The sequence below is a fragment of the Pseudomonas rhodesiae genome (genome assembly GCF_013285305.1).
GTDB lineage: Bacteria > Pseudomonadota > Gammaproteobacteria > Pseudomonadales > Pseudomonadaceae > Aquipseudomonas > Aquipseudomonas rhodesiae.
Genome location: NZ_CP054205.1, coordinates 2,660,504 through 2,679,383 on the forward strand (window position 1 = coordinate 2,660,504; position 18,880 = coordinate 2,679,383).

Consider the following 18,880-nt stretch of genomic DNA (forward strand, 5'->3'; position numbering starts at 1 on the left):
TGTCCAGGGCTCACTGGCTGGAAGTGATACAGGCGCTAAACTTTCAAAGACTGCCTTCAGGCAAAAGGAACATCGCTTGGACACTGACTTTGAAAGTAAGACAACCTTTCAGGGACTGACCTTCAAGTTGTATCGCGCAGAGGGTAGCGCATTACTGGCATTCGACTTGGCGCCAGACCTCGCTACCCGTGATTTTGTCGGCTTCAGCATCGAAGTGCGCTACCCCGGTGCCGACCACTGGGGTGCACTGCACAATCGCCTGCATTTCGACTACCCACCCACGCCGGAGCGGCCGCGCAGCTTTGCTTCTACCGAGGCGCCGTTCCAGAAATTCCGCTGGATTCACGTGCCCAGCCAGATCCTGCCGGGTGTCTATCGATACCGGGTCACCGCCTGCTACATGGGCGCCGACGGCGCGTTGCGCAAGGGCGTGGCGGTGGAAAACCAGATTTGCCTTGAGGCCCAGACAATCAGTGGTTTCCTGAATGTCGGATTTACCCGCGGTTTCGCTTCGTCCCAGGCTTATGGTGATCGGTTCGACAATGAGACCCGCATCCTGCCGCCGGCAGGGGCTGCCCCCAGGGCGTCTCTGGATCTGGATATGGCGCCCTTCGAAGCCCATTACCAATGGCTGGGTTTCGAGGCGCGACGATTGATTTTGCACGTTCTGGATCAGGTCGCCAACGACCCGCAGTTAACCCTCGATGCGCTGATTTACGAAAGCAAGGAACCCGACATCCTGCGCCGCCTGGAGCAACTCGGCCCGCGCCTGCGCGCGATCATTGACGACCACGGCGAGCAGGGCGCCGCCGACAGCTGCGAAAGCCTCAGCGCCGCGCGCCTCGCCAGTGCGGGGGCCCAGGTCAAGCGCCTGCATTTTTCCAGCCAGCAACACCATAAGGTGTTGATCGTAAGGCGTGACGGGCGGGCGATACGGGTGCTCGGCGGCTCCACCAACTTTGCGCTGCGCGGCCTGTATATCCAGGCCAACAACGTGCTGCTGTTCGACGATGAGCGCGTGGCCGGCAAGTTCGCCGAGGTGTTCGAGGCTTACTGGGCCGCGCCCATGGCCTTTCGCAAAAACCCGCTGTCGCAACGCTGGTGGGTGGTGCGCGACCAGCCGGGCTCCAAGGTCTCACTGTGTTTTGCGCCCCATGCCGACAGTGGGTTGTCCCTGGACCCGATTGCCGCCAGCATTGAGCAGGCCAGCAGTTCGGTACTGTACTCGGTGGTGTTTCTCAACCTGATCAACGGCAAGGTTCGTACTGCGCTGGATGAGTTGATGCAGCGCGCGTTGTTCTCCTACGGTGTTGCCCAACGCCAGGGCCGGTTGGCCGTGCGCAAGCCGGATGGTTCGGTGGGCCTGCTGCCGTTCGCTTATCTGGCCAGCAATGCCACGGCGCCGTTCAAGGCCGAGTGGTCAGGCAATGCCGGGAACATGGTGCACAGCAAGTTCGTGGTCACGGATTTCAATGGTGCCAATCCCACGGTGTACACCGGTTCTTCCAACCTCGCCGGGGGAGGGGAGAAAAACAACGGCGACCACCTGATCCGCATCGAAGACCGCAGGATCGCCGTGGTGTACGCGGTTGAAGCGTTGCGCCTGTTCGACCATTTCCACTTCCGAGTCAATGCCAGTCAACCTGGCGCTCTGGATACCTTGCGCCTGGCCAAACCACCGGCACCCGGGGACAAACCCTGGTTCGATGCCTATTACCGTACCGGTCATGTGAAGATGCGGGACCGTGAGTTATTCGTGAAATAGCGCTTTACGGGGGGCATTTTCTTCAATACCAGAGGCGTTCGTCCCTTTACCGTGACGTTATCTTTACTGTCACAGGGATTCGTCATGAGCTTGATTCTTTCCATGGCCGCTTTCGCGCTGGCCACCTCCATCACCCCCGGCCCGGTCAATGTGGTGGCGCTCAGTTCGGGCGCGCGCTTCGGTTTTGCCGCCAGCCAGAAACATGTATTCGGCGCCGCCGTGGGCTTTACCGTGCTGTTGGTGCTGATTGGCCTGGGCCTGCATGAGGTGCTGCTGCGCTGGCCGATCCTGACTCAGTTGATTAAGTGGGGCGGGGTCGCCTTCCTGCTGTACATGGCTTGGAAACTGGCGGTGGACGATGGGCGCCTGGACGCCCAAGGCCGCGCAACCGCGCCATCGATGCTCTACGGCGCAATCATGCAATGGCTCAACCCCAAAGCCTGGCTGGCTTGTGTTGCGGGGATGGGGCTGTTTGTGGCGGACGGCGCCAGGGCGCAGGTCTGGGTGTTTGCCGGCCTCTATCTGGTGATCTGCTACCTGTCGGTGGCGTGCTGGGCCTACGCCGGCACCTTTTTGCGCCGCTACCTGAGCAACCCCCAGGGCGTGCGGGTGTTCAACCGTTCAATGGCCGCGTTGCTGGTGGCCAGTGTGGGTTATTTGCTGATGGCTTGAGACGGTCGCGATATTGCCCCGGTGTGGCGGCGAAGTGCTGCTTGAACGCGCGCTGGAAATGCGCCTGGTCGGCAAACCCGGCGGCCAGGGCCACATCGGCGATCAGCTCGCCCTGGCGCAATTGGGCGCGGGCAAACTGAATGCGTTGGTTCACCAAAAAGGCATGGGGCGTCAGCCCGTAATACTGCTTGAACGCACGGATCAAGTAAGAAGGCGACAGCTCGGCCGCCTGGCAGATATCTTCGAGCTTCAACGCTTGAGTGCAGTGCTCCCGGATGTATTTGGCTGCCCGTTCCAGCTTGTGGTTCACCTCACGCACCGGCGTCGGCGACGGGTTCAGGCGTTGCTGCACGTCGCTGAAGTAACTCACCAGCGCGCTCTGCTTTTGCAGGTGTTCGGCCTGCTCATCCACCACGATGCGGTACAGCTCCAGCAAGCCACGGTACAGCAGTGGGTCACGGGTATACGGTGTGTCGAATGGCCGGTAGCCCTGATCGGTGCTGAAACCCAACTGATATTGCAGCTCGGTGAGCCAGGGCGTGTCGATATACAGCATCTGGTACGACCACGGCTCGTTGGCGATGGGGTTGCAGGCATGGACATCGCCGGGGTTCATCAACACCACGGTGCCAGCGCTGATTTCAAACGTGTCGGCACCGTAGTGGTAATAGCTGCGTCCGGTGGTGATCGCACCGATGGAAAAGTGCTCGTGGGCGTGCCGTGCATAAGTGACTTTGCGCCCGTCGGCGATGGTGCGCGCTTCGATAAACGCCAGCGCTGGGTCGCGCCAGAAAACAGGGGCGGTCGCGGTGGTCATGGGCAGGGCTCCTGGCGCAGATCGAGTGAGCAACTGTATATCAAAGCGCCGACTGTTCAAGCGTCAGTCCGCCTTGAGCGCCATTTCCAGCAAAAAGTCGGCCCATGGGTCGGTGCCGCTTGCGGCTTCAAGCAGCGTCAGTGGACGCTTGGCTTTTTCGCGCAAAGCCAGGCCGTCGTGCAATGGGTGCTCCAGGATAATGTCGGCCACTGCATGGCTGCGTGGTGAATCCAGCGTGCGTGGCACGCGTCTGCCCAGGCTATCCAGTGGCGGCACTTCGGGCGCCTGGGGCAGGTTATTGCCGAGCGGGGTGAGGAGCAAATCAGTGGTCGCTGTCGACGAACCTGGGTCTTGTGGCCACGCACCCTGTGCATAGGCTGCCCAGTCGAAGTGGCTGGCGGTGTCGACGCCGTGCGGCAATTGCCGGGCATCGAGGTCGAGGCGAGGGCGTATAAGCAGTTGCCTGGGGAAGCATTCGTAGACATACGTGGTGCTGACATAGGTGACGGCCATCAGCACACCGAATCGTCCCACTTGGGCGGCGGCACGGCTTGAGGCGCTGGGGCGGCTGAGCTGGAAAAATCGCACCTGACCGTATTCCAGCGCCTCTCGGCGCGGCAGGGTCAGTTGCGACAACCCAAAACAGATGGACTCGCGATAAGCCGCCTTGAGCTGTTGCAACTTGTGATCGAAGGCTTGGAAAAATACCTGGCTGACCGACCCCAGCAAATGAAAGCGCTTGGCCATCTGTCGATATTTGACGGCTGGCTGGGACGAGTGCCAATGCTGGGAGGTGGCGTCCAGGTCGCCGGCCATATGCAGATCGGTGAACGAATATTTAGGGCCGGTATGGATACCTTCGAAGCGCTTGTCTTCAGAAAATGGCGAGTCAAGCGGCAGCCACATCAGGATGCGCGCCTCCAGCCAGCCGTTGTCGGGATAAACGCGGCGCAGGTCGTTCAGGGCGGTCTGGCGCAGCCATACCACGGGCTCGGCGAACGCCTCCAGGGTGCTGCTCAGGCGTGTCCGCTGGGCATTGATCGCATCGACCGCGTTTTTCACGGACTGTGTGCCATAGCGCCGCTGAGGTGCCAGCACGCCGTTGACCACGGCCCACTCCAGCACCGCCGTGGTGGCCTGTGGGCTGTCAAGAAAGGTCTGCCAGCGATCTTCGGGTGGTAGGTACGCGAGGGTCATGATCTGCGCGTGGGTCAATTGACGGGACGAGCCCGGCAGGCTTTTTTCCAGGTACATAACGTACTGACAGAACAGCGTCCAGGTATGTGAGCCCAGGTAGGGCTCGTCTTCGGGGATGTCGCGCACCAGCAACTGCGGGCCTTTTTCACTGAGGATCAAGTGCGCCGCCAGGGCCGCCGTGGGTCTGTCCAACACACCCATAGCGGTTTCGATGTCCCGGCGCACGAACGGTATGGACTCGCCCCAATAGAAGTCGCCGTGCCAGTCCAGCACCTGGATACCCGTGGGATGTGCCTCGAACCTTGGGTCCAGGCTCAGGATCAGCGCGGCCAGTATCAGCGCGTTGCGGCTGCCGCTTTCGCCCCGTTCGCTGGCGTGGCTACCATGCCAGTGCAGGGTGTTGGACAGCACTTCGCCCAGTTGTTGGGCCAGGGGCGATGCGAGCAGGCACGGGATCAGGTAATCGGCTTCGGCTCTGACGTCAGCCACAGTCTTGCCGGTCAGCAGGGGCTGGCTCAGGTATTCGAACAGCGTGCCGGGCTGGCCCTGCATAAAGTCGAGGCTGAGCGCGACGAGCTGTTCACGCTCCTGCGGGGACAGGGTCCACGCCGAAGGGCGCGCGTCGCGCGGCTTGAGTGCACGCCAATACGATCCCTGGCTTGACCGTTGTGGCAGGCTGACCTCCAGGCGTTGCAGCACCCGCCGAGCATCCGCCAGGCTTTGCGGCACACGAAAACCGTACAACCGCAACGCCTGCTGCACGCTCACCGTGTCGTTGGTGCGCAACTGGCCACCCGTTCGGGCGGCCAGCGGCCGCAATTGCGATACCCGCTCCAGCAGGTGGTCATGCTCGGCTACGGCATCGTTCAGGGACTTCCAGACGCCGTCCAAGTCGCGTGCCTCGATGTTGCCGGATTCGCTCAGCAGCACGTGGCTGGCGGGATCGATGCGCAGGCGGGTGCGCAGGGCCAAAAAGGCCGGATCGTCGGTCACCAGGCGTAAGTGGCGGTAGGCACTCTTCACTGTGGCCCGGAGCGCGTCCGGGTCGCCACTGATCACCTGATCCAGGCCGTCGGGCCCCGGTAACTGGCCGCTGCCGATCATTTGCGCCAGCACGGTACGCAGGCGGTGGCGGTCATTCATCATGCCCACATAATGGCGAAAGCGTCTGAGGGTTGCCGCGGTGCGCACAGCCTTGAGCACCACCGGTTGCGCGGGCGTCGGCCATTGGCGCAAGCGCTGGATCAACGCACCGATATGTGCGGGCCCTTGCACAGGTTCGAAGCCGTAGGCCGTCAGGGCGTCGGTGAGGTCGACGGAGTGATCGGGGTAGATGCGCACCCCCAGTTGCGAACCCAGCAGCACCAACCGTTCCCAATGTGGCGTCGGTGAGGGCAGCAGCGTGCGTTGTTCCTGGGCCGTATCGCGCTCGGTCACACAGATCAACTGGCGCGCGAAATCGTAGTGGGCCTGGGCATCGACGAGGTGGTGCTCATCCAGGATCAAGTACAACAGCAGCGCGGCTTCCTTGACGCTTTTGGCCAGCGTCGAGTGGGAGGTAAGGTCGACGCGGGTGTGGCTGAGCTCGGAAGGTGTTCCGTCACATTGCTCCAGGGCAGTGGCCAATCGCTGAAAATCGAGCCGCTGTTGCGTCAGTTCCGCGTGGATGATCGATTTGCTGCGGCCGTTATCGTCAAACGCCGGAAAGGCTTGCAGCGCACGCAATTCCTCAATGATCGCCAGTGCCGCGAGGCGATTGGTTGGCATAGGGTAACCATGGAACGCCAGTACGAGGTTCAGCGTCAGTGTGGTGATGCCGTCATTAGATTTGGTGCCGATGTATGGCATGCCCAGCGCGAGCGGGTCGAGCAGTTGGCTGATGAAAATGATGGGTTTGGCCAACGTCCACCATTTGGACGTGCCTGCCAGGGTAAACACCTTGGGCACGCCGTGTGCGGTGACGTGAAGGTTGCTGTCATGTACCCGCAGCGTGCTCAGCACCATGCCTTCTGTAGCGGCCCAGGCGATAAAGTCCTTGCTGTTGACGGCCTTGCTGAACGCCGCGCACCACTGACCCAGCAGGGATAGTTCGGGGATGGGTACCGGCGTGGTTGCGGCGGGCAAGGCTGCGTCTGTCGTGCCGGAGAGCAGGCTGATCAACCGCGCGATCAAGGCGGCGTCGCCGCTGGGGTGTGTGTGGGGCTCAAGCGGCGTGGCGCTGGAGGGACCGACGGTGACTGACATCGCAATGCCATCGTGCGGGTCGGCCCCGCTCAGGGCCAGGCTGGGGAAATCGTCCATGAAGAGTGCTCCGGGTAGCTAAACCCGGATCATCCCCCCGTTGGCGGTCGCTTCAGTAGCAGGGCTTTCCGCACCGGTTGTGGTGTGGTTCCGCCAGGGCAGTCAGGGAGCGCTATGCGTCGGGCAGTCGTCGGGCGCCGCCAGAAACGCGGCTTTGAGCAATTGCTGGGTATAGGCATGTTGTGGATCGGCAAAGATCGCCTGCGCATCACCTTGCTCCACCACTTGGCCCTGCTTGATCACCATCAATTGGTGACTCAGCGCCTTGACCACCGCCAGGTCGTGGCTGATGAACAGGTAGGTGAGGTTGTACTTGGCTTGGAGGTTGCGCAGCAGCTCCACCACTTGGCGCTGCACCGTGCGGTCGAGGGCGGAGGTGGGCTCGTCGAGCAGGATCAAGCGCGGCTTGAGCACCAACGCGCGGGCAATGGCGATGCGCTGGCGCTGGCCACCGGAAAATTCGTGGGGGTAGCGATGGCGCGAGTCGGGGTCCAGGCCGACTTCCTTGAGCGCCGCGATAATCGCCGCTTCCTGCTCGGCAGGGGTGCCCATCTTATGGATGCGCAATCCTTCGCCAACGATCTCGCTGACGCACATGCGTGGGCTCAGGCTGCCGAACGGGTCCTGGAACACCACCTGCATTTCCCGGCGCAGCGGGCGCACCTGCTGCTGGTTGAGGGCGTCCATTTGCTGACCTTCGAAACGAATGCCGCCGCGGCTGCCGATCAAGCGCAGAATCGCCAGGCCCAGGGTGGATTTGCCCGAGCCGCTTTCGCCGACGATGCCCAGGGTTTGGCCCTGGGGCAGGCTGAAGTGGATGCCGTCCACCGCTTTTACGTAATCGACGGTGCTGCGCAAAAAGCCCTTCTTGATCGGGAACCACACTTTGAGGTCATCCACCACCAGCAACGGCGGCCCGACGGCATTGGTCGCCGGCCCGCCGCTGGGCTCGGCGGCCAGCAGTTCCTGGGTATAGGGGTGCTGCGGGGCCTGGAACAGCGTCTGGCAATCGGCCTGCTCGACGATGCAACCTTGCTGCATCACGCACACGCGATGAGCGATGCGTCGCACCAGGTTCAGGTCGTGGCTGATCAGCAGCAAGGCCATGCCCAGGCGCGCCTGGAGTTCCTTGAGCAGTTCGAGGATTTTCAACTGCACGGTGACGTCCAGAGCGGTGGTGGGCTCGTCGGCAATCAGCAGTTCCGGCTCGTTGGCCAGGGCCATGGCGATCATCACGCGCTGCCGCTGGCCGCCGGACAATTCATGGGGCAGGGCCTTGAGGCGCTTGTGCGGTTCAGGGATGCCCACCAGCTCCAGCAGCTCCAGGGTGCGCTGGGTGGCGACCTTGCCGGTGAGGCCCTTGTGCAGGCCAAGCACCTCGTTGATCTGCTTTTCGATGCTGTGCAGTGGGTTCAGCGAGGTCATCGGCTCTTGGAAAATCATCGCGATGCGGTTACCGCGAATGTGCCGCAGGGGCTTTTCCTTGAGGGTCAACAGGTCCTGCCCCGCGTACTGGATGGTGCCGGACGGATGCCGCGCCAGCGGGTAGGGCAGCAGGCGCAGGATCGAGTGGGCGGTCACCGATTTGCCGGAACCGCTTTCGCCCACCAGCGCGAGGGTTTCGCCGCGCTTGATATCGAAGCTGACGTTGCTCACCACCCGGTGATGATGCTCGCCGGTCACAAACTCGACGCTGAGGTCGCGGATTTCGATCAGATTGTCCTGATTCATCTCATTTCCTCGGGTCGAAGGCATCGCGAGCGGACTCGCCGATAAACACCAGCAAACTCAACATGATCGCCAGCACGGCAAAGGCACTCATGCCCAGCCACGGCGCTTGCAGGTTGGATTTGCCCTGGGCCACCAGTTCGCCCAGTGACGGCGAGCCGGCCGGCAGGCCAAAGCCGAGGAAGTCCAAGGCGGTGAGGGTGCCGATGGCGCCGGTGAGAATGAACGGCATAAAGGTCATGGTCGAAACCATGGCATTGGGCAGGATGTGGCGGAACATGATTGCGCCGTTCTGCATACCCAAGGCCCGCGCCGCACGCACGTATTCCAGGTTGCGGCCGCGCAGGAACTCGGCGCGCACCACATCCACCAGGCTCATCCACGAAAACAGCAGCATGATCCCCAGCAGCCACCAGAAGTTAGGCTGCACGAAACTGGCGAGAATGATCAGCAGGTACAGAACCGGCAACCCCGACCAGATCTCCAGAAAGCGTTGCCCGGCCAGATCGACCCAGCCGCCGTAGAAGCCCTGCAACGCGCCAGCGATCACGCCGATGATCGAACTGAGCACGGTCAGCGTCAGCGCGAACAGCACCGACACGCGAAAGCCGTAGATCACCCGCGCCAGCACATCGCGCCCCTGGTCGTCGGTGCCCAGCAGGTTGACGCTTGAGGGCGGTGCCGGCGCCGGCACCTTGAGGTCGTAGTTGATGCTCTGGTAGCTGAAAGGGATCGGCGCCCACAGCGTCCAGGCGTCCTTGGCCTTGAGCAGTTCCTGGATATACGGGCTCTTGTAGTTGGCCTCCAGCGGAAACTCGCCGCCGAAAGTGGTCTCCGGGTAGCGCTTGAGCGCGGGGAAATACCAGCCGCCGTCGTAGTGCACGGCCAAGGGCTTGTCGTTGGCGATCAGCTCGGCGCCCAGGCTGAGCACAAATAGAATCAAGAACAGCCACAGCGACCACCAGCCACGCTTGTTGGCCTTGAAGCGTTCGAACCGACGGCGATTGAGGGGGGACAGGTTCATCTCAATGCTCCCGGCTGGCAAAGTCGATACGCGGATCGACCAGGGTATAGGTGAGGTCGCCGATCAGCTTCACGATCAACCCCAGCAGGGTGAAGATAAACAGCGTGCCGAACACCACCGGATAATCGCGGTTGATGGCGGCTTCGAAGCTCATCAGGCCCAGGCCATCGAGGGAAAAAATCACTTCCACCAGCAACGAGCCGGTGAAGAAAATCCCGATAAACGCCGAGGGGAACCCAGCGATCACCAGCAGCATCGCGTTGCGGAATACGTGGCCGTAGAGCACGCGGTGATTGGTCAGCCCCTTGGCTTTGGCGGTGATCACGTACTGCTTGTTGATCTCGTCGAGGAAGCTGTTTTTGGTGAGCAGGGTCATGGTGGCGAAGTTGCCGATCACCAGCGCCGTGATCGGCAACGCCAGGTGCCAGAAATAATCGAGGATCTTGCCGCCCCAGCTCAGCTCGTCGAAGTTGTTGGACGTCAGCCCGCGCAACGGGAACCAGTCGAAGTAGCTGCCGCCGGCGAACACCACGATCAGCAGGATTGCAAACAGAAACGCCGGGATCGCGTAGCCGACGATGATCGCTGAGCTGGTCCACACATCGAAATGGCTGCCGTGCCGCGTGGCTTTGGCGATCCCCAGCGGGATCGACACCAGGTACATGATCAGCGTGCTCCATAAACCGAGGGAGATGGACACCGGCAGTTTTTCCTTGATCAGGTCGATGACCTTGGCGTCGCGGAAAAAGCTGTCGCCGAAATCCAGGCGCGCGTAGTTCTTGACCATGATCCACAAGCGTTCCGGCGCCGATTTGTCGAAGCCGTACATCTTCTCGATTTCCTTGACCAGCGCCGGGTCCAGGCCCTGGGCGCCGCGGTAGCTGGAGCCGGCCACGGAGACTTCGGCACCGCCGCCGGCAATCCGGCTGGTGGCGCCTTCGAAGCCTTCGAGCTTGGCGATCATCTGCTCCACCGGGCCACCGGGAGCCGCCTGGATGATGACGAAGTTGATCAGCAGAATTCCGAACAGCGTCGGGATAATCAGCAACAGGCGGCGAACAATATAGGCCAGCATTCAATCGCCTCCGCTTGCCGAGTCGGCGCTGGGGGTGGTGTCGTCGGGGGTTACCGGTTTGACCTCGGGTTTGGCCCACCAGGTGGCGGTGCCGACGTCGTAGCGCGGCGGTGTTTTTGGATGGCCGAGGTGGTCCCAGTACGCCACGCGGAAGGTTTTGATGTGCCAGTTGGGGATCACGTAATAACCGAACTGCAGCACCCGATCCAGCGCCTTGGCATGGGCCACCAGGCTTTTGCGCGAATCGGCGTCGATCAACGCTTCCACCAGTTGGTCGATGGCCGGGTCCTTGAGGCCCATGTAGTTACGGCTGCCAGGCTTGTCGGCACTGGAAGACTTCCAGTACTCGCGTTGTTCGTTACCCGGCGATGTCGATTGCGGGAAGCTGCCCACCAGCATGTCAAAGTCCCGCGAGCGCAGGCGGTTGATGTATTGCGACACATCGACGCGACGAATCACCAAGTCGATACCGAGGTCCGCCAGATTGCGCTTGAATGGCAACAGCACGCGCTCGAACTCGGTCTGGGCCAGCAGGAACTCAATGGTCACCGGTTTGCCTTGGGCGTCGACCATCTTGTCGTCGACGATGCGCCAACCGGCCTCTTGCAATAGCTGATAGGCCTCGCGTTGCTGTGCGCGGATCATGCCGCTGCCGTCGGTCTTGGCCGGTTCGAAGGCCTGGGTAAAGACTTCGGGAGGGATTTTGTCCCGCAACGGCTCAAGGATGGCCAGTTCATCCGGGCCCGGCAGGCCGGTGGCGGCCATTTCCGAGTTTTCAAAATAACTGCGGGTGCGGGTGTAGGCGCCGTTGAACAGCTGTTTGTTGCTCCATTCAAAATCCAGCAGCAGGCTGATGGCCTTGCGCACCCGCACATCTTGGAACATCGGTCTGCGGGTATTGAACACAAAGCCCTGCATGCCGGTGGGGTTGCCGTTGGGGATCTCTTCCTTGATCAGCCGGCCCTGGGTGACCGCCGGAATGTTGTAAGCGTTGGCCCAGTTCTTGGCGCTCATCTCTTGCCAATAATCGAACTGCCCGGCCTTCAGGGCTTCGAGTGCCACCGTGTTGTCGCGGTAATAGTCGGTGACGCGGTAATCGAAGTTGTAAAAGCCCTTGGCCACCGGCAGGTCCTTGGCCCAATAGTCCTTGACCCGCTCGTAGCGAATCATGCGTCCGGCCTTGACCTCGGCGACCTTGTACGGTCCGCTGCCCAGGGGTATCTCCAGGTTGCCCCGGGAAAAGTCGCGAGTGGCCCACCAGTGCTTGGGCAATACCGGCAGTTGGCCGAGGATCAGCGGTAGTTCGCGATTATTGGTCCGCTTGAACTTGAACAGCACCCGCAGCGGGTCTTCGGCCACCACGTCGTCGACATCGGCGTAGTAGGTGCGGAAGATCGGTGCGCCGTCTTTGATCAGGGTCTGGAAGGTGAACACCACGTCTTCGGCACGGATAGGGTGGCCATCATGGAAGCGCGCTTCGGGGCGCAGGTAGAAGCGTACCCAGCTGTTGTCCGGGGCTTTCTCGATCTTACCGGCCACCAGGCCGTACTCGGTGATCGGTTCGTCCAGGCTTTGCATGGCCAGGGTGTCGTAGATCAGGCTGATATTGTCGGCCGGCACGCCCTTGCTGATGTACGGGTTGAGGCTGTCGAAGCCGCCCATGCTCGATTCGCGGAAAGTGCCGCCCTTGGGCGCATCCGGGTTCACGTAATCGAAGTGTTTGAAATCGGCGGGGTATTTCGGCGGTTCGTTATACAGCGTCAACGCATGTTGTGGCGCGGCGTGGGCCGCGGTGCACAGCAACAGGCTGACGAGTGCAGTACGCAAATACATCATTGGGCTTTCTCCGAAGCTTTCAGCCACCACGCGCTCAGGCCCAGGCTATAGGGCGGCGTGGTGACAAAGGCGAACCGGTTGCGGTAGGCCAGGCGATGATAGTTGAGGTACCAGTTGGGAATGCTGTAGTGCTGCCACAGCAGCACCCGGTCAAGGGCGCGTCCCGCGGCCAGTTGTTCTTCGCGGGTCTGGGCCGCCAGCAGCTGTTCCAGCAGATGGTCGACCACCGGGTTGGCGATGCCCGCGTAGTTCTTGCTGCCTTTGATAGCGGCCTGGCTGGAGTGGAAGTACTGCCATTGCTCCAGGCCCGGGCTGAGGGTCTGGTTGAGGGTGATCAGGATCATGTCGAAGTCAAACTGATCCAGGCGTTGCTTGTATTGCGCACGGTCGACGGTACGCAGGCGCGCATCGACACCGATGCTGATCAGGTTCTCGACGTAGGGCTGCAGAATCCGCTCCAGGTTCGGGTTGACCAGCAGGATCTCGAAGCGCAGCGGCTGCCCGTCCTTGTTCAGCAGGCGCTGCCCCGACAATGTCCACCCAGCCTCACCGAGCAGGGCCAGGGCATGGCGCAAGGTCTCGCGCGGGATTCCGCGACCGTCGGTGTGGGGCAGGCTGAAGGCTTGGGTGAACAGGTTAGGCGGCAGTTGATCGCGATAGGGCGACAGCATCAGCCATTCATGCCCGACCGGCAGGCCGGTCGCGGCGAACTCGCTGTTAGGGTAGTAACTCAAGGTGCGTTTATAGGCGTTGCTGAACAGCGTGCGGTTGGTCCACTCGAAGTCGAACATCAGGCCCAAGGCCTCGCGAACCTTGATCTGGCTGAAGGTCGGGCGCCGCGTGTTCATGAACAGGCCTTGGCTCTGGGTCGGTATCTGGTGGGCAATCTGTGCCTTGATCACCTCGCCACGGTTGACCGCCGGGAAGTTGTAGCCATTGGCCCAGTTTTTGGCCTGGTGTTCGATATAAATGTCGAACTCGCCGGCCTTGAACGCTTCGAAGGCCACGTCGCTGTCGCGGTAGAACTCTACGTCGACCTTGTCGTAGTTGTAGAACCCCCGGTTGACCGGCAAATCCTTGCCCCAGTAGTCCTTGACCCGTTCGAACACCAGTTGCCGGCCCGGCGTGACCTTGCTGATACGGTACGGACCACTGCCCAGCGGCGGCTCGAAGGTGGTGGCCTTGAAATCGCGATTTTTCCAATAGTGCTGGGGCAGCACCGGTAACTCCCCCAGGCGCAGGATCAGCAGCGGGTTGCCGCTACGCTTGAACACAAAGCGGATTCGATGGGGGTTGAGCACATCCACCCGTGCCACTTCCTGCAGATTGGTGCGGTATTGCGGGTGGCCATCGGTCAGCAGGGTGCGATAGGAAAACGCCACATCGTCGGCGGTGATCGGCTTGCCGTCATGGAAGCGTGCTTGCGGGCGCAGATTGAACACCACCCAACTGCGGTCTTCGCTGTATTCCACCGACTGCGCAATCAGGCCGTAGCTGGAAGTGGGTTCATCGCCGGACGGCGCATATTCGCCGGTGCCGACCATCAACGGCTCGTTCAGCTCATTGATGCCGTATTGCGAGAAGTTGGGCGTGGAAACCGGGCTTGAGCCCTTGAAAGTATAGGGGTTGAGCGTATCGAAGGTGCCAAACCCCATCACCCGCAAAGTGCCGCCTTTAGGCGCCGCAGGGTTTACCCAGTCGAAGTGGGTGAATTTGGCCGGGTACTTGAGCGTGCCGAACTGCGCATAACCGTGGCTTTCGGTAATCGTCGCGTTCGCAGCGAAGCTCAAGGCCAGACTTATTAGTAGAAGGAGGGGACGCTTCAAGTCAGAGATCCGATCCAGGCGGCTTGGGCTTTATGGTCGGTACAGTAACAGCTTGTTCCGGTTGGAAAAAGACAGTCGCAAACACTGGAGAGCAATGTGGGAGGGGGCTTGCCCCCGATGACAGTGTGCCAGTCACCAGATTCACTGGCTGACACACCAATATCGGGGGCAAGCCCCCTCCCACATGGTTTCTGCGGCGTTCTTCAGGCGTTAGCGCGGCCCAGACACCACCAGCATTTGCCCTGGCTTCAGTGCCTGGCCGGTGCGCGGGTTCCAGCGCTTGAGATGCTGCATCTCGACGTTGAAGCGCTTGGCGACGATGTACAGCGAATCACCTTTCTTGACCTTGTACTGCACCGGTTTCTTGCTGTCGGCCCTGGCCACCACCTTGCGGTTGTCCTGCATCACGAGGGTCTGGCCGACCTTGAGGGCCTGGCCGTTGAGCTGGTTCCAGCGCTGCAGGTCGTGCACATCGACTTTATTGGCTTTGGCGATCAGCGTCAGGTTATCGCCACTGCGCACTTTGTAGGTGCGGGTGCGGCCGGCCACCCGCGCGGTCTCGACTTCGTCGAATACCTGTTTTTTCGGACGCATCGCCAGCAATTCTTCAGGCTTCATCGTCGACAGGGTGCTGGTGAGCAGTTGCGCCTTGGAACTGGGCACCAGCAAATGCTGCGGCCCATCCAGGGTGGTGCGTTGTTTCAAGGCCGGGTTGAGCTGGAACAGCTCGTCTTCGTCGATTTCAGCCAGCGCGGCGACCCGGGACAGGTCCATGCTTTGTTTGACTTCCACCACTTCGAAGTACGGTGTGTTGGCAATCGGGTTCAGGTTGACGCCGTAGGCTTCGGGCGCCAGCACCACTTGGGAAAGCGCCAGGAACTTGGGCACGTAGTCCTTGGTTTCCTGGGGCAGCGGCAGGTTCCAGTAATCGGTCGGCAGGCCGAGCTTTTCGTTGCGTTCGATGGCGCGGCTGACGGTGCCTTCGCCGGCGTTATACGCGGCCAGGGCCAGCAGCCAATCGCCGTTGAACATGTCGTGCAGACGGGTCAGGTAGTCCAAGGCGGCGGTGGTGGAGGCGGTGATGTCGCGACGGCCGTCGTAGGCACGGGTTTGGCGCAGGTTGAAGTAGCGCCCGGTGGAGGGGATGAACTGCCACAGGCCGACCGCGTCACTGCGTGAATAGGCCATTGGGTTGTAGGCGCTTTCGATCACTGGCAGCAGTGCCAGCTCCAGGGGCATGTTGCGTTCTTCAAGACGTTCGACAATGTAATGAATGTAGAGGCTACCGCGTTCGCCGGCGTTTTCGAGAAAGGACGGATTGCTGGCGAACCACAAGCGCTGTTGCTCGATGCGCGGGTTGACGCCTACACCCTCCTGCAATTGGAAGCCTCGGCGCATGCGTTCCCAGACATCCTGGGGCGCTTCGGGGCTGGGTTTCTCGGAGAGCCAGATAGGTTTCTGTTTGATTTTGGCGGCGAGATTGGGTTTGGGTTGCACGGTGGATTGTGCGGCGAAATTCGTCGATTGGCAGCCCGCCAGTGTGGCGGACACGGCCACCGCCACAGCTTGAGCCAGGCGGGTCAATGCGTCTGAATGGTTGGATTTACGAATAGATGACGACATTGGCTGGAAGTAAGTTCCGGGCAAAAATGTCGGGCGATTCTAGAAAGCACTTAGGTTCCGGTCAACCATTCAGAAATTGCGTATCAGATTGCATCGACTTAGAACTTATCTTTCCATGCCCTCAAGCTGGCAAACACCTCGGCCCCAGAGCGGTTGTCGCGTCCGCTCCGTTCGTCCGCTTTTTGTTTAACGGATGTTTCAGCGGTGCGCAAAAAGGGGTTGGTGCGCTTTTCCAGGGCCAGATTGGAAGGCAGCGTCATTTCATCGCGAGACCGTAGCTGGCGCACATGCTCCACGCGTTCGGCAATGTCGGTGTTATCCGGCTCCACCGCCGCGGCAAACTTGAGGTTGCTCTGGGTGTACTCATGAGTGCAATACACCTGCGTGTCGTCGGGCAAGGCGGCCAGGCGTTGCAGCGAGGCGTGCATCTGCTCGGGGGTGCCTTCGAACAGACGCCCGCAACCGGCGGCAAACAGGGTATCGCCACAGAACAGCACGCCCTCATGGTAGTAGGCGATATGGCCGAGGGTATGGCCGGGTACGGTATATACGTCGAAATCCCAGCCCAGCACGCTGACGCGGTCGTTGTCGCGCAGCGCGACGTCCCGTGCGGGGATATTCTCGTCGGCTGGGCCGTAAACGGTGGCATCGGTTGCACTCTTCAAACGCTCGACACCGCCGACATGGTCATGGTGATGGTGAGTGATGAGGATATCGGTGAGGGACCAGCCTGGATGCTGCTGCAACCAGTCCAGTACCGGCGCGGCATCGCCGGGGTCGACCACCGCGCAGCGCTGGGTGCCGGGGTCTTGTAACAACCAGATGTAGTTATCGGTGAAGGCGGGCAGGGCACTGATCTGTATCATTCTTCGATTCGCCAAGCTGAACACATTGGTGCATCTTAGAACGTCTAGGCAAGTTGGAGAATGCAATGACTGATAAAGCGTTCGCCCAGGCCGATCCTGAGTGGCTGGCTCTGATCAGCGCGGCCCGTGAATGGTTGTCCGGACCGGTCGGGCAATTTTTGCTGGATGAAGAACGGCGCATGCTCGAAGACGAGTTGGGCCGGTTTTTCGGTGGTTATCTGGTGCATTACGGCCCCTCGGCCCAAACACCGCCCGCCGCGCCGCAGGTGCAGCGCAATGTGCGTCTTGGCGCGCCATTGCCGGGCGTGGAAATTGTTTGCGAGGAACAAGCCTGGCCGTTGAGCGAGCACGCCGCCGATGTGGTGGTGTTGCAGCATGGCCTGGATTTCTGCCTGTCACCCCATGGCTTGCTGCGCGAAGCGGCGAGCAGCGTCCGCCCTGGCGGGCATCTGCTGATTGTCGGCATCAACCCCTGGAGCAGTTGGGGCCTGCGCCATGTGTTCGCTCACGATGCCCTGCGCCAGGCGCGCTGCATCTCACCCTCGCGGGTGGGGGACTGGCTCAACCTGCTGGGCTTCGCGCTGGAGAAACGCCGCTTCGGGTGCTATCGTCCGCCGCTTGCCTCGGCCAAGTGGCAGGCTCGCCTGGCGGGCTGGGAGCGCAGGGCGGGTGCCTGGCAGTTGTCGGGCGGCGGCTTCTATTTATTGGTGGCGCGCAAGATCGCGGTCGGGTTGCGACCGGTACGCCAGGCGCGACGCGAACCCCTAGGTAAGCTGGTGCCAATGCCGATGGCCAAGGTCAACCGCAAGCAAAGCCAACCGTAAATACTTCTTTTGATTTCAGACCGAGCAACCGATGACCGATAGCGTAGAACTCTTCACCGATGGCGCCTGCAAAGGCAATCCCGGCCCAGGCGGCTGGGGCGCCTTACTGGTTTGCAAGGGTGTCGAGAAGGAATTGTGGGGCGGCGAAGCCAACACCACCAACAACCGCATGGAACTGATGGGCGCCATTCGCGGCCTCGAAGAACTCAAGCGTCGCTGCAACGTGTTGCTGGTGACCGACTCGCAGTACGTGATGAAGGGCATCAACGAGTGGATGGTCAACTGGAAGAAGCGCGGTTGGAAAACCGCCGCCAAGGAACCAGTAAAAAATGCCGACTTGTGGCAATTGCTCGATGAGCAATGCAATCGCCATGACATCACCTGGAAATGGGTGCGCGGGCACATCGGCCATCCCGGTAACGAACGCGCCGACCAACTGGCCAACCGGGGGGTCGATGAAGTGCGTGGCTACAAGCAGGGCTGATGCCGGTCGACATGTTAATATCGCGCGCTTTGAACAACCCACACCGTTGAGAGCTGAACCCTGATGGCCATTCGATCTGTTGTACTCGATACCGAAACCACCGGCATGCCGGTGACCGACGGCCACCGGATCATTGAAATCGGCTGCGTCGAACTGATGGGGCGCCGCCTTACCGGTCGTCATTTTCACGTCTACCTGCAACCGGATCGCGACAGCGACGAAGGCGCGATTGCCGTTCACGGCATCACCGACGAATTCCTCAAAGGCAAACCGCGTTTTGCCGAGGTGGCCGATGAGTTCTTCGAATTCATCAACGGCGCCCAGTTGATCATCCATAACGCGGCGTTCGACGTAGGCTTCATCAATAACGAGTTCGCCCTGATGGGGCAGACCGACCGCGCTGACATCTCCCAGCACTGTTCGATCCTCGACACCCTGATGATGGCCCGTGAACGGCATCCGGGGCAGCGCAACAGCCTGGATGCCCTGTGCAAACGCTATGGCGTCGACAACTCCGGCCGTGAACTCCACGGCGCCTTGCTCGACTCGGAAATCCTCGCCGACGTTTACCTGACCATGACCGGCGGGCAGACTAGCCTGTCCCTGGCCGGTAACGCGTCCGATGGCGCCGGCTCGGCCGAAGGTTCAGGCAACCGCCCTTCGGAGATTCGCCGCCTGCCAGCCGACCGCAAGCCCACCACTATCATTCGCGCCAGCGAGCAGGACCTGGCAGAGCACGCGGCACGCCTGGAAGCCATTGCCAAGTCGGCCGGTGCGCCGGCGTTGTGGACCCAACTGACCCAACAGTAATGCGCAAGGGGGCCTCGCTCCCTTCCATCGCT

14 protein-coding genes are annotated in these 18,880 nt (G+C 61.3%); 5 read left to right on the forward strand and 9 right to left on the reverse strand.

The genetic code is table 11. The features are described 5' to 3' along the window. Positions 1–76 precede the first annotated feature (76 nt). Both HRH33_RS12015 and HRH33_RS12020 read left to right on the forward strand, forming a co-directional pair. A complete protein-coding gene (locus HRH33_RS12015) occupies positions 77–1,765 on the forward strand; it encodes a phospholipase D-like domain-containing protein (RefSeq protein ID WP_034137896.1) in 1,689 nt (562 codons plus the stop codon). Positions 1,766–1,849: 84 nt separating this feature from the next. Then, the gene (locus HRH33_RS12020) at positions 1,850–2,437 is read left to right on the forward strand and encodes a LysE family translocator (protein ID WP_034137897.1); all 588 of its coding nucleotides are present in this window, start codon (positions 1,850–1,852) and stop codon (positions 2,435–2,437) included. Here HRH33_RS12020 and HRH33_RS12025 read toward each other — a convergent pair. The 9 genes from HRH33_RS12025 to gloB all read right to left on the reverse strand — a co-directional run bounded on the left by HRH33_RS12025 (position 2,379) and on the right by gloB (position 16,730). Beyond that, positions 2,379–3,254: an AraC family transcriptional regulator gene (locus HRH33_RS12025; RefSeq protein WP_034137898.1), complete on the reverse strand. Its 876-nt coding sequence runs from the start codon at positions 3,252–3,254 to the stop codon at positions 2,379–2,381. The two genes, HRH33_RS12020 and HRH33_RS12025, sit on opposite strands and share 59 nt — an antisense overlap. 63 nt (positions 3,255–3,317) lie before the next feature. Then, positions 3,318–6,752 (reverse strand): hypothetical protein, encoded by a 3,435-nt coding sequence (locus tag HRH33_RS12030; RefSeq protein ID WP_167417510.1) that lies wholly within the window; start codon positions 6,750–6,752, stop codon positions 3,318–3,320. Between the two features lie 102 nt (positions 6,753–6,854). Continuing rightward, entirely contained in the window at positions 6,855–8,483 is a 1,629-nt protein-coding gene (locus tag HRH33_RS12035) for an ABC transporter ATP-binding protein (RefSeq protein ID WP_047881909.1), read from the reverse strand. Between the two features lies 1 nt (position 8,484). Beyond that, entirely contained in the window at positions 8,485–9,504 is a 1,020-nt protein-coding gene (locus HRH33_RS12040; protein ID WP_012723835.1) for an ABC transporter permease, read from the reverse strand. A gap of 1 nt (position 9,505) precedes the next feature. Next, entirely contained in the window at positions 9,506–10,579 is a 1,074-nt protein-coding gene (locus tag HRH33_RS12045; RefSeq protein WP_034097024.1) for a microcin C ABC transporter permease YejB, read from the reverse strand. Then, positions 10,580–12,415, reverse strand: a complete 1,836-nt coding sequence (locus HRH33_RS12050) for an extracellular solute-binding protein (RefSeq protein ID WP_034137902.1) — start codon at positions 12,413–12,415, stop codon at positions 10,580–10,582. It abuts the gene before it with no gap. Next, positions 12,412–14,241 carry an extracellular solute-binding protein gene (locus HRH33_RS12055; protein ID WP_167417511.1) on the reverse strand — a complete coding sequence of 610 codons (1,830 nt, stop codon included), beginning with the start codon at positions 14,239–14,241 and terminating at the stop codon, positions 12,412–12,414. The genes HRH33_RS12050 and HRH33_RS12055 overlap by 4 nt, the downstream gene beginning before the upstream one ends. A gap of 210 nt (positions 14,242–14,451) precedes the next feature. After that, positions 14,452–15,864 (reverse strand): lytic transglycosylase domain-containing protein, encoded by a 1,413-nt coding sequence (locus HRH33_RS12060; RefSeq protein ID WP_167417512.1) that lies wholly within the window; start codon positions 15,862–15,864, stop codon positions 14,452–14,454. 98 nt (positions 15,865–15,962) lie between these two features. Further along, a complete protein-coding gene (gene gloB, locus HRH33_RS12065; protein ID WP_167417513.1) occupies positions 15,963–16,730 on the reverse strand; it encodes a hydroxyacylglutathione hydrolase in 768 nt (255 codons plus the stop codon). Positions 16,731–16,795: 65 nt separating this feature from the next. Between gloB and HRH33_RS12070 the strand changes: the two genes are divergently transcribed. The 3 genes from HRH33_RS12070 (at position 16,796) to dnaQ (ending at position 18,848) form a co-directional block, all read left to right on the forward strand. Further along, positions 16,796–17,554 carry a methyltransferase domain-containing protein gene (locus HRH33_RS12070; protein ID WP_034137906.1) on the forward strand — a complete coding sequence of 253 codons (759 nt, stop codon included), beginning with the start codon at positions 16,796–16,798 and terminating at the stop codon, positions 17,552–17,554. Positions 17,555–17,585: 31 nt separating this feature from the next. Continuing rightward, entirely contained in the window at positions 17,586–18,038 is a 453-nt protein-coding gene (gene rnhA, locus HRH33_RS12075) for a ribonuclease HI (RefSeq protein WP_034097030.1), read from the forward strand. 69 nt (positions 18,039–18,107) lie between these two features. Continuing rightward, positions 18,108–18,848, forward strand: coding sequence for a DNA polymerase III subunit epsilon (dnaQ, locus tag HRH33_RS12080; protein WP_167389906.1), 741 nt, complete (start codon positions 18,108–18,110; stop codon positions 18,846–18,848). Positions 18,849–18,880: the final 32 nt, after the last annotated feature.

Coding starts and splice junctions, on each gene's coding strand:
- HRH33_RS12020 (WP_034137897.1), top strand. CDS start 1,850: ATGAGCTTGATTCTTTCCATGGCCGCTTTCGCGCTGGCCACCTCCATC.
- HRH33_RS12025 (WP_034137898.1), bottom strand. CDS start 3,254: ATGACCACCGCGACCGCCCCTGTTTTCTGGCGCGACCCAGCGCTGGCG.
- HRH33_RS12030 (WP_167417510.1), bottom strand. CDS start 6,752: ATGGACGATTTCCCCAGCCTGGCCCTGAGCGGGGCCGACCCGCACGAT.
- HRH33_RS12035 (WP_047881909.1), bottom strand. CDS start 8,483: ATGAATCAGGACAATCTGATCGAAATCCGCGACCTCAGCGTCGAGTTT.
- HRH33_RS12040 (WP_012723835.1), bottom strand. CDS start 9,504: ATGAACCTGTCCCCCCTCAATCGCCGTCGGTTCGAACGCTTCAAGGCC.
- HRH33_RS12045 (WP_034097024.1), bottom strand. CDS start 10,579: ATGCTGGCCTATATTGTTCGCCGCCTGTTGCTGATTATCCCGACGCTG.
- HRH33_RS12050 (WP_034137902.1), bottom strand. CDS start 12,415: ATGATGTATTTGCGTACTGCACTCGTCAGCCTGTTGCTGTGCACCGCG.
- HRH33_RS12060 (WP_167417512.1), bottom strand. CDS start 15,864: ATGTCGTCATCTATTCGTAAATCCAACCATTCAGACGCATTGACCCGC.
- gloB (WP_167417513.1), bottom strand. CDS start 16,730: ATGATACAGATCAGTGCCCTGCCCGCCTTCACCGATAACTACATCTGG.
- HRH33_RS12070 (WP_034137906.1), top strand. CDS start 16,796: ATGACTGATAAAGCGTTCGCCCAGGCCGATCCTGAGTGGCTGGCTCTG.
- rnhA (WP_034097030.1), top strand. CDS start 17,586: ATGACCGATAGCGTAGAACTCTTCACCGATGGCGCCTGCAAAGGCAAT.